Genomic DNA, 15201 nt, shown 5'->3' with positions numbered 1-15201 from the left:
GCCATTATGAATAATAAAACTCCTCTCTCGACTCAACCACTTATTGAAGTGAAAAATTTGAGTTTTAATCGAGGGGAACGCGTCATTTATGACAATATTAGTTTAAATATACGTCGTGGCCAGATTACGGCTATTATGGGACCTTCTGGTACAGGTAAAACAACATTATTACGTCTGATCGGTGGACAGTTAGTTCCTGATCAGGGCGAAGTTTTGCTCGACGGTAAAGATATTGCAAAAATGTCTCGTCAGGAACTTTTTTCAGCCCGTGCACGTATGGGAATGTTATTTCAGAGCGGTGCTTTATTTACGGATATGTCTGTCTATGAAAATGTAGCATTTCCAATTCGAGCACATACCAAACTTCCTGAAAATCTAATTGCTGAACTGGTTGCATTAAAACTTGAATCAGTAGGCTTACGTGGTTCTGAGCAATTAATGCCTACAGAACTCTCAGGTGGTATGAACCGTCGTGTCGCTTTGGCACGTGCGATCGCGCTTGACCCCGATTTAATCATGTACGATGAACCGTTTGCAGGGCAAGACCCTATTGTAAAAGGTGTTTTGACACGTTTAATCCGTTCATTGCGAGAGGCTTTAGATTTAACCACAATTATTGTTTCGCATGACGTTCCCGAAACCCTTTCTATTGCTGACTACATTTATGTTGTAGCAGAAGGAAAAATTCAGGGGGAAGGAACACCAGAAGAATTACAGGCATATGCTTCTCCATTTGTGCGCCAATTCTTAACAGGTTCGGCAGAAGGACCAGTTGAATACCAATTTAGTCATCAAGCCTATTTAGATAACGAGGTTCGTCCATGAATACGATTGCCTGGTTAGGTAGACTCGTTATTGAGCGGATTCGAGGGATTGGTGTTGCGGCACTAATGCTCTTACAAATTGTTTTTTCTTTTCCTTCATCTGGTGGTTTTGGACGATTTATTTACCAAATGCATCGGGTAGGGGTGATGTCTTTGTTAATTATCACTGTGTCGGGCCTATTTATTGGTTTGGTACTGGGTTTACAAGGATACTCAATTTTAGTGAACGTCGGCAGTGAATCAATGCTAGGCACCATGGTGTCTTTAACATTGCTGCGTGAATTGGCACCTGTGGTTGCTGCTTTATTATTTGCTGGCCGAGCAGGTTCTGCATTAACAGCAGAAATTGGTTCAATGAAGCAAAGTGAGCAACTTGCCAGCATGGAAATGATCGGGGTTGACCCATTAAAACAAATCGTATCACCGCGTCTTTGGGCGGGAGTGGTCAGTTTACCGATGCTAACTGTCATTTTTGCTGCGATTGGTATTGTGGGCGGTAAAATGGTAGGTGTCGATTTTCTTGGCGTCGATGAAGGCTCATTCTGGAGCGGAATGCAAAACAATGTGCAATTTGGGCATGATGTCGTAAATGGCATTATCAAAAGTATTGTGTTTGCTTTGTTGTGTACATGGATTGCGGTATATCAAGGATATGCGTGTGATCCGACTCCAGAAGGAATCGCAACTGCAATGACAAGAACAGTTGTATATTCTTCATTATGTGTTTTAGGTTTTGATTTCGTGTTGACTGCGGTCATGTTCGGAGGGATTTAATGAAATCACGTAGTAGTGAGCTGGCCGTAGGTATCTTTGTTATTATCTTCGGTATTGCCTTGTTCTTTTTAGCCATGAAAGTTAGTGGCCTTGTTGGTACTAACTTAAATGATAGTTATACCATGAAGGCTCAGTTTGATAACGTCAATGGTTTAAAGCCTCGTGCTAAAGTAACGATGAGCGGTGTCACAATTGGTCGTGTTGATTCAATTACCCTTGATCCAGTTACGCGTTTGGCTACGGTAACCTTTGGTTTAGATGGAAAATTGACAAGTTTTAATGCTGAGCAGCTAAAAGAAGTTCAAAAAAATGCTTTAGATGAACTACGTTATAGTTCTGATTATACGCAGGCTTCTCCAGAGCAACAAAAAGCAATGGAACAGCAACTGATCAGTAACATGTCCTCCATCACCAGTATTGATGAAGATGCTTATATAATGGTTGCAACCAATGGTTTATTGGGTGAGAAATATTTGAAAGTCGTTCCAGGTGGTGGTTTAAACTATCTTAAACGTGGCGATACAATTTCAAATACTCAAGGAACCATGGATTTAGAAGATTTAATTAGTAAATTTATTACTGGTGGTGGCGCAGGTAAAGTTGCCGCTGGTTCATCCTCAGCAGAAGAGAAAGCTCCTGCAAGTACCAACAGCAGTGCACAGCCGTCATTTGTTGAGTAAGAGTTTATTTGAAGGAGTGGTTCCAGGTGAATACGTTGTTTAAACAAACCCTGACAGCAAGTCTTTTGTCTACTATGATTGCAGGTACAGCTTTTGCTGCACCTTCAGAAGCTCCACCTGATTTTATCAAGCGTGTTGCTGATGGCTTGATCGCTCGTTTAAAAGCAGATCATGCTAAGTTGCAGAACAATCCTGCTTTAGTAAAATCAATTGTACGTCAGAACTTAGACCCGTATGTTGATTCACAAGCGTTCACTCGTATTGTGATGGGTACTTATGCGACGAATCAGTATAGTACAGCTGCACAGCGTGCTCAGTTCGAAACGAATTTCCGTAATACATTAATTGAAAATTACGGTAGCGCATTTGCTAAATATACAAATCAAAGCTATACCATGCGTCCTTACAAGGCAACTGCGGGTAAAAATCCTGTAGTGACATTGGACTTTAATCACAATGGTGAAAAAATTCCTGTTTCTTTCCAGTTAGCTGACAAAGGCACTCAATGGAAAATCCGTAATATCAATGTTTCTGGTATTGATCTAGGATTACAGTTCCGTAATCAGTTTGCTGCAACAGTGAAACGCAATGGCGGTGATTTAAATAAAGCAATTGCTACGTTCCAACCTGATGCAGACGCAGCTGTTAATCAAAACAAAAAGAAATAAGTAGGTGACGTGTGGTTCAGTATCTCAACCAACAATTGGTTGTTTCGGGAAAAATTGATTTTGAAAATGCGGAACAACAGTATCAAGCAGGTTTGGCTATCATAAAGAAGCAGCAAAGCTTCCCACTTGTGGTGGATTTAACTGAGCTTGAGCATGGTAGTACTTTGGCATTAGCTGTTTTAGTTCAATGGTTACGAGAGACTCCAAAAAATACTGGTTTACATTTTAAAAATGTCCCTGAAAAAATGCTGAAGATCATTCAAGCCTGTCATTTGCAGGAAGACCTGCAAATGATCTGATGTTTTTGATGTAAAAAAGCACCTATATTTAGGTGCTTTTTTATGCTCGAAATTGGCATTTTATTACAAAGCTTAGATCCATTTTTTCCAGCGGAAATAAATGATCGGCCCAATAAAGAAACCCATAATAATGAGTAAAACAACGAAGAAACTGGTCGTACCATGTGCAAAAGGTAATACATCAGTGTTCATGCCGTAAATACTGGCGATAAGCATCGGAGGAGCTAACATGCTTGGTAAGATCGAGAATCGACGAATCGTGTCATTCTGTTCGGTGTTAATGAATCCGGACGTCGTATCAAGTAAGAATCGTACTTTTTGGAATAAGAATGCATCATGTTCTACCAGTGAACGCACATCTTCACTGAGCTCTCGAATGTCAGCATCATAGATATGACTGCCTAAAGCTCGCGGACGCGATAAAAAAGTAAGTACTCGTCGTAAATCAATCAGACAGAGCTGTGCTTTTCCTAGCATATCTTCTTGTTGAGCTAGGCGCGTAATCATGTCATCGAGATCTAGAATTTTTTCACGTTGGTGGTTATTAAGAACCTCTGTGGAGTATTTTTCTAAATCTTTGTGGATATCTTCTAAGATATCCGCAAGCTCATCGAGTTTTGCTTCAAGAAGGCCTAATAAAATCCACGTTGGATCTTTATAGTCCATGTCATAGTCATTTCGACGAGCGCGTGCCCGAAAGGCGCGAAACGCAACTAATTTTTCTCCGCGCATCGTAAAGAGGCGGTCTTTATGCAAAATGAAAGCGACCGTTTGCACCATTGCTAAAATATGTGATGAGTCTTCTGCGTCACCGTCCACCTGATAATTTTTATTTTTCGTTAAAAAATAAGTACTGATGTGCAAAATACCGTCATCATCACGGTAAAATCGTGCAGAAGATGAAATGTCTTCAAGCGACTTTAGTGTTGGTAAATTTTGGTCATAGGCATCTAATACCCATTGTTGCTCTTCTTGCGAGGGTGCAATAAGATCAACCCAGACTAATTCGGGATGTAGATCAAATCCACCATTGATGGTGGCATCTTCCAGACTTCCGCGTTCTGTGGCATAAAAGGCTTCAAGCATGTGTCTTTTTTCCTCACGCAGTCTGATGGAAATGGATGGGTGTATTTTAGACAAGGATTTGCCGAAAAACACTTGCCAATACGCTATTTTGCAAAAAAAAACTCTATCGATAGTTTAGTTTGTCAGCATGACAGTTCAATAAAACGGTTTTTTACACTATGAAATCAATTTGTATTTTCTGTGGTTCATCTCTTGGTTCAGACCCAATTTTCCAAAAAATTGCCCAAGCTACAGGCGAGGCTATTGCAAAACAAGGTAAAACCTTGGTTTATGGTGGCGGTCGCTCAGGCCTAATGGGTGTAGTTGCCGATAGCGCCTTACAAGCAGGTGGACAAGTCATTGGCGTGATCCCTCGTGCTTTAGTTGATCGTGAGTTAGCTCATCCGGGTTTAACCAGATTATATGTGGTTGAAAATATGCATGAGCGTAAAACCAAGATGGCTGATCTTTCAGATGGCTTTATTGCCTTGCCGGGCGGCGCTGGTACATTGGAAGAAATCTTTGAACAATGGACCTGGGCACAATTAGGTATTCATCAAAAGCCATGTGCTTTCTTAAATGTAGCGGGCTTTTATGAAGATTTACTTAAAATGATTCAAGGCACGGTTGATAATGGATTCAGCCAAGCACGGTTCGTTGATAAATTGATCGCCTCAGACAAAATTGAAGATATTCTTCAACAGTTTGAGCAATATCAGGCTCCTGCTCCAAAATGGACAAATGCAGATGTTCAACCATAAACGAGGTTAAATAGGTGAAAACAATTACGGTCGCTGCCGCAGTGATCTTAAATGAGCAAAATCAGTTGTTGCTTGTAAGAAAACATAATACACATGCTTTTATGCAAGTGGGTGGCAAGCTTGAACCTAATGAGGCACCAGAGATCACCATGCAGCGAGAAATCTTAGAAGAAGTCGGTAGCTCTTGTGTGATTGAGCAATTTATTGGTCATTTCGAAACAGCAGCTGCCAATGAGCCAGATCATATTTTGATGAGTCATTTATATCTTGTTCAGCTTGATCAGGCCCCTAAAATTGCAGCCGAAATTGCAGAAATGAAGTGGATAGATTTAAATGATTCTGAAACTCAACTTGCACCATTGACCCGAGAAATTGTCATTCCTTGGTGTGAAGAGTATTTATCTACACTGCAATAGCTTAACTCTTCGGCGTTGCTGCTAGGCACGCCGTATGAATGGATGTGCAGCCTAATTGTTTAAGTGCTTGACTGAGTGCATTTACAGAGCTTCCCGTGGTTATCACGTCATCAATAATGAGAACACGGCGATAACGTCGTTTCTCTTGATGATGGGGTAAAAATTGTTGTTCGATATTTTCAAAGCGTTCTAGTCGAGAAAGTCCTTTTTGAGCGTGTTCATTTAAGCGTTGAATTGGTTGCCAAACAGGTATTTTTAAGTGTTTGCTTAAGATATTGGCAAGTAGCAAAGACTGATTGAAGCCACGTTCAATTAAACGTTGATTGGAAATAGGCATGGGTACGATCGCTTGTACCTTGGGAAATTTTAATTGTTTTAAAATTTCACCTAATAAGATCTGATAATGTAACTTTTGTTCATATTTATACTGCTGAATGATCCGGTTAACCGGATAAGCATAATTACAGGCCACAAGAACAGATTGATTATTACGTTGAATCGTTTGTTTAAGCCAAGGTAGCTGTTCCCAACAGTCTTTACAGAGCGAGGATTTTTCTCGCATGCCTAACTCACACAATGAGCAAGGTGAAAATAACTGAATAAGAGGTTGAAAGTTTAAAAAATTAAACATACGCGTAGCGAGGCGCCTCAGGAAGCCAACGTTTTAATAGAGCATCTGCCTGTTCTGGATAATCCTTTAAAACTTGCTGTGCTACATAGTGAGCCTGACTCAGTAAGTGATCATCTCGCTCTAATCGGGCCACCCTAAATCCCATATCCCCAGTTTGTTTAGTTCCTAGTAATTCACCCGGCCCACGTAATTCCAGATCTTTTTCTGCAATTACAAAGCCATCATTACTTTCTCTTAAAATAGAAAGTCTCTCTTGTCCATTTTGAGAGAGAGGCGTTTTATATAAAAGTACGCAAAAACTAGCTTGAGCACCTCGACCTACGCGGCCACGTAATTGGTGTAGCTGAGAAAGACCTAAACGCTCGGCATTTTCAATCACCATAATGGAAGAGTTAGGAACGTCTACTCCAACTTCAATCACTGTTGTTGCGATAAGAAGTTGCAATTCATTATTTTTAAATGCTTGCATGACGGCTTGCTTTTCATCGGCTTTCATTTTGCCATGCACCAAGCCAATGTTGAGTTCAGGAAAGCGTTCTTTCATCTCTTGGTAAGTTGCTTCTGCTGCTTGAGCATCTAAAGTTTCAGACTGTTCAACCAGTGTGCATACCCAATAGGCCTGTTTCCCATCTCTACAATTCGAAGCAATACGTTGCAGTACTTCCTCGCGACGATCAAGCGGAATGGTAACGGTTTGAATTGGAGTACGGCCTGGAGGTAATTCATCAATAATTGACGTGTCTAAGTCACCATAAGCACTCATCGCCAGTGTTCTCGGTATCGGAGTAGCTGTCATCACGAGTTGATGTGGGGTGAATTGCTCAGCACCTTTATTACGTAAAGCTAAACGTTGATCTACACCAAAACGATGTTGTTCATCAATAATCACGAGTCCTAGTTTTGCAAACCCGACGTTATCTTGAAATAGGGCATGTGTACCAACAATAAGTTCCGCATGGCCTTCTTTAATTTGCTGCTCTGCTTGGGCACGCGCTTTACCTTTTTGTTTGCCAGATAGCCATGCGACAGTAATGCCTAAAGGTTCAAACCAACGTTTAAAGTTTAAATAATGCTGTTCTGCAAGAATTTCGGTCGGAGCCATTAATGCAACCTGCCAATCTGCTTCTAAAGCATGACAAGCGGCTACAGCTGCAACAAGGGTCTTTCCAGCACCTACGTCGCCTTGTACTAGGCGTAGCATAGGTTGGTGTTGTTTTAAGTCATTTAAAATTTCTTTAGATACACGTTTTTGTGCATTGGTCATTTGAAATGGTAAAGCTTCTAATAGTTTTTTAGCTAATACTTTACTGCTTGAAAATGCAGGTGACGCAATTTGACGAATATAAGCACGTCGATTAAGTAAACTAATTTGGTGTGCAACTAGCTCTTCAAAAATAAGCCTTTGCTGTGCAGGGTGCGAGCCTTGAGCCAATTGCAGCATGTTGGCATCCACGGGAGGCTCATGAATGTAATACAAAGCCTCTTTAAGCGCGTAGCCATTGGTATATTGTTTTGGGAGTAGTTCTGGTAAGGCGTCGCTATGATGTTGTAAAGCTTGTTTAACGTATTCGCGTAATTTGGGTTGAGTTAACCCATCCGTACTTGGGTAAATTGCTGTAAGCTGAGTTTCTGGTAGAGGCGTATGTTCATGAATGAGCTGAATTTCAGGATGATACATCTCAAGGCCACGAGCACCTACGCGGACTTCACCAAAAATACGTAAGCGAAGACCGGGTTTTATTTTATCAGTCAGGTTTTTATAAATATGATAAAAGCGTAAGGTGACTTTACCGAATTCATCTTGCACCAAGGCTGCCATAGATTTTCGTTTTCCCGGAGGGAAATCAATTGATTTGACTTCTCCTTCGAGTAAATAGCTCCGTCCAACCACAAGTTGATTCATTGGAATAATCGTACTGCGGTCTTCATAATCACGTGGCAGATGAAACAGTAAATCATCTGTGGTAAAAATATTTAGTTTTTCTAGCAGGGCTGCTGAAGCCGATCCAACGCCTTGTAACTGATGGACTGAAGTCATGTCCCCTCAACGAGTTTTCTATGCATATATTATTTATCGGTTATGGTAAAACATCTCAGCGTGTTGCTAAACAACTATTTGAGAAAGAACATCAAATTACCACAATCAGCCGTAGTGTAAAAACGGATAGTTACGCAACACATCTTGTTCAGGATATTTTTTCGCTCGATTTAAGTAAAATTGAACCTGTAGATGTCGTATATATTTTACTTTCTCCAAATGAGAGTACGGTTGAGGGCTACCAACATACTTATGTAGATAGTATTGAACCGATTCGAGATGCATTAAAAATACATCCAGTAAAAAAAATAATTGTTGTCTCTTCTACGCGGGTATATGGTGAAAATGCAGGGGAGATCATTGATGATTTTAGTGAAATTCATCCAAATGATGCTCAAGGCCACATATTGCGTAATATGGAGTTACTCTGGCAAAAATATTATCCAACTCAATCTGTAATTGTTCGTCCTACAGGTATTTATGGAACTTCCATTGCCCGCTTAAAGAAAATGGCTGAAAATCATCAAAGTTATCCAAATATACATTATAGCAATCGAATACATATTGATGATTTAGCAAGATTTTTGGCTTTTATGGCTGATTACGAAAGTCATCAAGCAAGCTATATTGTGACTAATAATCAGCCATTACCTTTGCATGAAGTTATAGTGTGGTTTCAAAAACAATTGGGATTGCCAGAATTAACTTTAGAATCAAACCAAATTTCAGGTAAAAGAATTTATGCAAAACATTTATCTACAACAGGTTTTCAGTTAGAACATCCGATTTGCTTTAATGACTATTTATTATGTTTAAATGTTCATAGCACTAAATGAAATTTTGATTAAACTTTAAATAAGAACATAAATACCTGATGAGGCAGTCAAATTGCCGATAAAGATAAAAAGGTTGAAAGTGAAAAAAATTTGTTTAGCTCTTATTTTGAGCGTAACAGCTGCTGCGAGTTGGGCTGATGATCAGGTGTGGTGTGCCTATGATCCTATCGGGTCCCAAGGGGATATTACTCGCCGTTTAAATGACATTCGGCTATATGCCCAGCAATATCAAGTCAAATTTAAAGTTGTTACCTATCAAAAAGAACAGCAGGCCATACAAGCTTTTGATGATGGGAAATGTTCAGGTTTAGCTGCATCCAATTTCAATACTTATCGTTATAACCAGTTTATGGGAAGTACCGCAGGTATAGGGCTTATTCCTAATAATCGTACGGCCAAAAGCTTTTTGCAGCTTTTAAATCACCCTACAATTGAGAAAAGGCTGGTCTCTAAGAATTATGAAGCTGTAGGAATGATTCCAATTGGAACTGCTTACATGGTTCTAAAAAATAAGAAGCTCTCTAGAGTCGCTCAATTAAGAAATCAACGTATTGGGGTGCTACCTAATAATCCACCACAACAAGCATTGGTACGAAGTGTAGGTGCTCAGCCAGTTTATGTTGATTTATCAAACGCGATTGCGCAGTTTAAGCAAAATAAAATCGATATTGTTCCTGCACCAGTGTATGGGTTGTTGCCATATAACTTACAAAAAGAATTTGGATCAGATACTCAAGTCATCAATTTTCCTTTGGCATATTTCGGTGTCAATTTAATTATTAAACCGCAAGCTTATCCTGCTAATTTTGGCCGAAAAATCCGAGGATGGTTTGTCCATAATAGCCAATTGCTGACGAATCGTGCGACACAATGGGAGAATCATTTACCTGCTTATTATTGGGTGGATGTCTCTTTTTATGAAAAGCAAAGTTATGATGTAATGGTTGCCAAAATACGTAATCAGTATGTTCTTTCAGGCTACTACGATGCTTATTTTGTTCAGCTTATGAAGCGCTTACGTTGTATGGACGATCCACGTTATTTTGAATGTCCAATTCGCTAATAAAATAAAAGGCAACCGAAGTTACCTTTTATTTTGACTAAAGACTTTAAGCTTTTTTACGTTTTAAACGGCGTTTAGCTTGTTGAGATGCCATTGCTTCAAGAGCATCTTTCAATTCTTCGTCAGTAAAGGTGGTGATGTGCTGCAACATTTGCAAGGTTACTTCATCAAGCACCAACTGTGCGCCAGCAGCCATTTGACGGAAATTATCATCAAACTCAATTTGGCCTTGGTCGTTGGTACGAATGTAATTTTGTTGTGTAAGTACTTTTAAGAAGCTTTGGAATAAAGCTTTATCGAAGAACTCTGGCGAATTAAATTCATATAGAACTGATAAACGTTGTCCGAGTAAATGACTTAATTCTTCAACTTGTTTAGCAGAAATATTGCCTGAACCACGTTGGGTAATGAGCGCAAGCGTCATGTAGTAACGCTCAAGACTTTGCTTAACTGGTGTTGCTAAAACGACAAGTTGATTATGCTCTTCTGTATTTGGCGCAGAGCTAATCAAGTTACCCTCATCGTCTTGTTGAATAAGGTTAGATTGAACTAGAGCATCTGCATATTGCTCAACTTGTGCTTTAAGCTCGCTACTCTTCCATTTAAGGAATAACTCAGCTTTCAAGAATGGATAGAGCGTATAGATGACATTAGTTAAATCTGAACGACTGATTTTCCCATTGTGTTCAACAAGTGATGCTACTAGAGAAGGTAAAACAAAGGCGTGCAAGATATTATTACGGAAGTAAGTCAGAAGAACAGCTTGGTTATCTTCAATCGCAATAATATCGCCCAGTGCATGCTGAACGCGTTTAATGAGTTTAAGCTTTAAACCATACGCAATAATTTCTTTACCAGAAAGTGGTGTTACTTCCATACGTTGGTCATATGGGAAGTTTGATGCCAAGTTGCGGTAAGCTTCAAGTTGCTTAATACAAATTTCTTCATCAAGCGTATGCTTTGGAGTTGCAAGCAAAATAATAGAAAGTAAAGAGACGGGGTTAATCACCACAGCTCGGTTAATATTTTCTAAAATTGCATGTGCAGAGCTATTTACTGCATCTGAAACAGCTTGAGGAATTGGGTCGTCATTTTTCTCGATGTAAACATTTTCTGCATTATGTTGCTTAAGCAGATCATCAAGGAAAACAGGTTCACCAAAGTTCACGTGGACTTTACCAAAAATACGTTCAATTTTTCGTAAGGTTTTCACAATACCAAAAATAGATTCGGCTTCTTTTGGCTTACCTTGCATTTCGCCTACGTAAGTTGAACCTTCCATGAGTCGTTCATAACCAATATAAGTTGGTAAGAAAACGATCGGTTTAGCACGGCCACGTAAATGGCTGTGAACTGTCATGGCAAGCATACCGGTTTTAGGTGGTAATAAGCGTCCAGTACGTGAGCGTCCACCTTCAATAAAGTATTCAAGTGGCGTGTTGCGTGACAAAATACTATATAGATATTCTTTAAATACAGTAGTGTAGAGTCCATTTCCACGGAAAGAGCGGCGAATGAAGAATGCACCGCCACCACGTAAAAGTTGCCCTACAAATGGTAGATTTAAGTTGTCACCCGCAGCAATATACGGAACCATTAAGCCACGTTTATAAATCACATAGGATAATAATAAATAGTCAATGTGACTGCGGTGGCAAGGTGTATAAACCACTTCATAATCTTTTGCCAGTTCACGAACAGTGCTGAAGTTATGCACTTCTACACCGTCATAAAGCTGGGTCCATAAGCGCGTTAAAGCAAGATCGGCAAAGCGCACTGCTGAGTGTGAATAATCCGATACGATTTCATTCACATAGCCAATCGCACGGCGTTCAGCTTCAAGCATGCTCACTTTTCCGCGAATACTTTCACGGCGGATTGCTTCTTGCACATCACGAGATTTAACAACCGATTGCATGACATTGCGGCGATCTGACAAATCGGGGCCTAACACGACTTCACGCTGACGGTCTAAATAATCATTTAATGTACTCACAATATAAGTTGCTGGTGAAAGATTTGGATAATGCTGCTGTGCATATTCAACCAATTCACGTAGCGATTGTGGTTCATGAAACTCTAAATAAGACTGACGGCCATGCAAACCAATATTAACCAGCTGCTTAACTGTGCTTGGTGTTGCCCATGTATCTGAAAATAATAATTTAAACCAAGAATCTTCTTTATCTGGCGAACGGCCCCATAAAACTGTAACCGGAACAAGCTCTATATCGAGTTCAGGATTTTCTTGTAAAACTTCAATCAGTTTTAATAAGCGTGGTGGAAAAGCATGAGGAGGCGGATTCAGTAAATTATTTTCATCATTGTGCTGTAAAAATAAAACTGATGCTTTTTCCTGATGAGTACCTACAATGAGTGGGTCTAACGCAGGTTTTAAATTTAAACGACGCGTTTCTCCATCAACCACCAGAGCATTGCTTCGAGAGTGGTTTTGTAAGACGTAACAAACCACTTTTTGGCGGTCAGTTTTTGCTTCTGTTTCTGTTGTTTCTGATACTGGTTCAGTAGGAACTTCCCCAAGAACATGTGGTGTTACCACGAGGTCAAGTAGTTTACTCGAAAGCCGACGATACATTTGACCAAACCCACTCTTGGACATAAGAACTCCTACTTCTTAAAGACAAATCCCAGCACCAAATGCAGAGGGTAATTATTTTGCGGCATTTATTAAAAAAAACAATATGCTACTTTCTTATAAATTATAATGCTTTTGGCATATTTTATCGTTAAAAATCGTATTTTTAGCTGTTATATGAGCAATCTTCATCAGAAGTTGACTGATTGTTCCATGTTCAAATAGTTTTTTATGGCACAATAGATTCTACACATCTGTACTTTAATACGATTTTTTACCTGAAATATGAAGGTATCTCTCATGAATGCGTTAACCCAAGAACTAGTCGATCTTCTTACTTTAGAAAAGTTGGAAGAAAATATTTACCGTGGCATAAGCCGTAATCTTGTCGGTAAACGTGTCTTTGGTGGGCAGGTTTTGGGTCAGGCTTTACGTGCGGCATCTTATACAACCGATCGTCCAGCGCATTCTTTGCATGCATATTTTTTATATGGCGGCGATATTAATGCCCCAATTATTTATGAAGTAGACCGTTTACGTGATGGGAAGAGTTTCGTAAGTCGTCAGGTTCGTGCAATTCAGCATGGACGAGTTATCTTTTCGGCGATGGTTTCTTTTGCTAACCCCGAAGAAGGCTTGAACTATCAACATCAAGAACCAGAATATCCAGCACCAGAGACTCTTAAATCTGAAAATGAGCTCAAAGAAGGTATTTTAAACTTCGTACCTGAAAATGTTCGTGCTAGTTTCATGCGTGAGCGCCATGTAGAAATCCGCCCAATTGATCCAGTAAATCCGTTTCAGCCTCAACCTGAAGCGCCGTATAATGCGCACTATATCCGCACACATGACCGTATTCCAAAACAATTAGATGATATTGCTCTACATCAAGCGATTGTTGCGTTTTATTCAGACTTTACCTTAATGACAACCGCTTTAAGACCGCATGGTTTAAGCTATATTTCTCCAAGTTTGCAGTGTGCAAGTATTGATCATGCAATTTATTTCCATCGCCCGCTGCGTGCTGACGAATGGATGCTTTACGATATGGAAGCAACAGTCAGCGCAGCTTCTCGCGGTTTAAACTTTGGACGTATGTGGCAAAATGGTCAGTTGGTATGCAGTACCGTACAAGAGGGTTTAATTCGTTTGCGGGAAATTGAAACGCAATAAACTTATTTATAAAGCCATCTCATCAGATGGCTTTTTTATTTTTAATTGAAACGATGTGACAAAAAATTGCTCGTATGAATAGCGAGCTCATGTCATATTTGCAAAAGGATTGCCAACTGAAAAAAATAATGCTGATATGAACTTAAACACACAAATTCTTATTGCGGCCATTTTAGGCTTAGCCTTTGGTTTTATATTAACGTTGTATCCCGATACTGCGTTTGTAAAACATAGTTTATATGGGTTAGGCATATTAAGTAGTGTCTTTATTGGGCTGCTTAAAATGTTGTTGGTGCCTTTGATTTTTAGCTCGATTGTTGTGGGTGTCTCTAATTTGCAGGCGGGAGGGCAGTTAGGTCCAGTCTGGAAAATTACCTTTTTATGTTGTTTGACCACAACAACATTGGCTTTAATTTTAGGTATAAGTTGTGCTCATCTATTTGAAGTAGGGCGTGGTATAGATATCTCTATTTTCCAAACGTCTATGCAAAACTATCAGGCACCAGATAGTTTAAATCCTGCAAGTTTTTTCACTAATTTTATTCAAAATACATTAATTAATCCATTTAAAGCATTTAGCGATGGTAACGTTTTAGCTGTTGTGGTGTTTGCACTATTTGTTGGTGTTGCTTTAGTCCATGGCGGTGAGCGTTTTAAAAGTATTCGCGTATTGAGTCATCAATTTTTTGAAATGATGATGATGCTAGTCGGCTGGGTAATGAAGCTCGCACCTTTGGGTATTTTTGCTTTATTAGCAAAGTTAATGGCAACGGAAGATATTTCGATACTTAGTCGTTTGGCTGAGTTTGCTGTTGTAGTAACGGGAACTACCATTTTTCATGGTGCTGTTGTTTTACCATTACTACTTTGGATTTTTGGCCGCATGAGTCCTTGGACTTTTTTGAAAGGAACCCGTACAGCGCTAATAACAGCATTTGCAACCAGCTCTAGTTCTGCCACGATGCCACTTAGTATGAAATGCGCACAGGAAAACTTAGGTGTTCGTCCACAAACAGCTGGTTTTGTGATTCCTTTAGGTACGCAGCTTAATATGGATGGTACCGCACTATATGAAGCAGCAGCTGCATTGTTTGTCGCAAATTTGGTGGGGCTAGACTTAAACCTGACACAACAAATTATTGTGTGTTTAACAGCAATGATTGCATCACTAGGGGCACCTGGAATTCCGAGTGCTGGTATGGTTACCATGATTATGGTTTTACAGTCTGTAGGTTTACCGGCTGAAGCAATTGCAATTTTACTTCCGATTGACCGTCTATTAGATACAGTAAGAACAGTGGTAAATGTGCAGGGTGATATGATGATTAGCGTGGTTGTTGACCGTTATACAAAAGATAAAGATATCAGTGTCTAATC

The 15201-nt window shown here is 39.7% G+C and carries 15 protein-coding genes; 11 read left to right on the top strand and 4 right to left on the bottom strand.

Annotated features, from left to right (window positions below; translation table 11 throughout):
* The first annotated feature begins 6 nt into the window (after nt 1-6).
* From HJG58_RS12570 to HJG58_RS12550, 5 genes are read left to right on the top strand one after another with little or no spacing between them, the layout of a single operon-like run.
* Nucleotides 7-825 (top strand): ABC transporter ATP-binding protein, encoded by an 819-nt coding sequence (locus HJG58_RS12570; RefSeq protein ID WP_002116999.1) that lies wholly within the window; start codon nt 7-9, stop codon nt 823-825.
* On the top strand, nt 822-1598 hold the full coding sequence (mlaE, locus tag HJG58_RS12565; RefSeq protein WP_002117010.1) for a lipid asymmetry maintenance ABC transporter permease subunit MlaE: 777 nt from the start codon (nt 822-824) through the stop codon (nt 1596-1598). Before HJG58_RS12570 ends, mlaE begins: the two co-directional genes overlap by 4 nt.
* Complete coding sequence (mlaD, locus tag HJG58_RS12560; RefSeq protein WP_170249110.1) at nt 1598-2278, top strand: outer membrane lipid asymmetry maintenance protein MlaD; 681 nt, start codon at nt 1598-1600, stop codon at nt 2276-2278. The genes mlaE and mlaD overlap by 1 nt, the downstream gene beginning before the upstream one ends.
* 26 nt (nt 2279-2304) lie before the next feature.
* The gene (locus tag HJG58_RS12555; RefSeq protein ID WP_002116826.1) at nt 2305-2946 is read left to right on the top strand and encodes an MlaC/ttg2D family ABC transporter substrate-binding protein; all 642 of its coding nucleotides are present in this window, start codon (nt 2305-2307) and stop codon (nt 2944-2946) included.
* An 11-nt stretch (nt 2947-2957) separates the two neighbouring features.
* Complete coding sequence (locus HJG58_RS12550) at nt 2958-3245, top strand: STAS domain-containing protein (protein ID WP_005067244.1); 288 nt, start codon at nt 2958-2960, stop codon at nt 3243-3245.
* A gap of 72 nt (nt 3246-3317) precedes the next feature.
* On the opposite strand, the gene HJG58_RS12545 is transcribed toward HJG58_RS12550, so the two are convergent.
* Nucleotides 3318-4331, bottom strand: coding sequence for a magnesium and cobalt transport protein CorA (locus tag HJG58_RS12545; RefSeq protein ID WP_068563869.1), 1014 nt, complete (start codon nt 4329-4331; stop codon nt 3318-3320).
* 158 nt (nt 4332-4489) lie between these two features.
* Between HJG58_RS12545 and HJG58_RS12540 the strand changes: the two genes are divergently transcribed.
* Together HJG58_RS12540 and HJG58_RS12535 are read left to right on the top strand one after the other, a co-directional pair.
* Nucleotides 4490-5071 (top strand): LOG family protein, encoded by a 582-nt coding sequence (locus HJG58_RS12540; protein WP_068563868.1) that lies wholly within the window; start codon nt 4490-4492, stop codon nt 5069-5071.
* Between the two features lie 14 nt (nt 5072-5085).
* Nucleotides 5086-5487 (top strand): NUDIX hydrolase, encoded by a 402-nt coding sequence (locus tag HJG58_RS12535; RefSeq protein WP_068563866.1) that lies wholly within the window; start codon nt 5086-5088, stop codon nt 5485-5487.
* A 1-nt stretch (nt 5488) separates the two neighbouring features.
* On the opposite strand, the gene HJG58_RS12530 is transcribed toward HJG58_RS12535, so the two are convergent.
* Nucleotides 5489-6118 (bottom strand): ComF family protein, encoded by a 630-nt coding sequence (locus HJG58_RS12530; protein WP_170249108.1) that lies wholly within the window; start codon nt 6116-6118, stop codon nt 5489-5491.
* A complete protein-coding gene (gene recG, locus HJG58_RS12525) occupies nt 6111-8156 on the bottom strand; it encodes an ATP-dependent DNA helicase RecG (RefSeq protein ID WP_170249106.1) in 2046 nt (681 codons plus the stop codon). The genes HJG58_RS12530 and recG overlap by 8 nt, the downstream gene beginning before the upstream one ends.
* Nucleotides 8157-8176: 20 nt before the next feature.
* Between recG and HJG58_RS12520 the strand changes: the two genes are divergently transcribed.
* Both HJG58_RS12520 and HJG58_RS12515 read left to right on the top strand, forming a co-directional pair.
* Nucleotides 8177-8992 (top strand): NAD-dependent epimerase/dehydratase family protein, encoded by an 816-nt coding sequence (locus HJG58_RS12520; protein WP_170249104.1) that lies wholly within the window; start codon nt 8177-8179, stop codon nt 8990-8992.
* Between the two features lie 79 nt (nt 8993-9071).
* Nucleotides 9072-10055: a putative solute-binding protein gene (locus HJG58_RS12515; RefSeq protein ID WP_170249103.1), complete on the top strand. Its 984-nt coding sequence runs from the start codon at nt 9072-9074 to the stop codon at nt 10053-10055.
* A 46-nt stretch (nt 10056-10101) separates the two neighbouring features.
* Here HJG58_RS12515 and plsB read toward each other — a convergent pair whose 3' ends face one another.
* On the bottom strand, nt 10102-12675 hold the full coding sequence (gene plsB / locus HJG58_RS12510; RefSeq protein ID WP_064786478.1) for a glycerol-3-phosphate 1-O-acyltransferase PlsB: 2574 nt from the start codon (nt 12673-12675) through the stop codon (nt 10102-10104).
* Between the two features lie 276 nt (nt 12676-12951).
* On the opposite strand from plsB, the gene HJG58_RS12505 reads away from it, so the two are divergent.
* Both HJG58_RS12505 and HJG58_RS12500 read left to right on the top strand, forming a co-directional pair.
* Nucleotides 12952-13824 carry an acyl-CoA thioesterase gene (locus HJG58_RS12505; protein WP_002116924.1) on the top strand — a complete coding sequence of 291 codons (873 nt, stop codon included), beginning with the start codon at nt 12952-12954 and terminating at the stop codon, nt 13822-13824.
* 109 nt (nt 13825-13933) lie between these two features.
* Nucleotides 13934-15199, top strand: coding sequence for a dicarboxylate/amino acid:cation symporter (locus tag HJG58_RS12500; protein ID WP_170249101.1), 1266 nt, complete (start codon nt 13934-13936; stop codon nt 15197-15199).
* Nucleotides 15200-15201: the final 2 nt, after the last annotated feature.

The organism is Acinetobacter geminorum, assembly GCF_013009345.1.
In the GTDB taxonomy this organism is placed as follows: Bacteria; Pseudomonadota; Gammaproteobacteria; order Pseudomonadales; family Moraxellaceae; genus Acinetobacter; species Acinetobacter geminorum.
The sequence above is the reverse complement of the archived record's forward strand: the minus strand, read 5'-3'. Positions and strand labels throughout refer to the sequence as shown.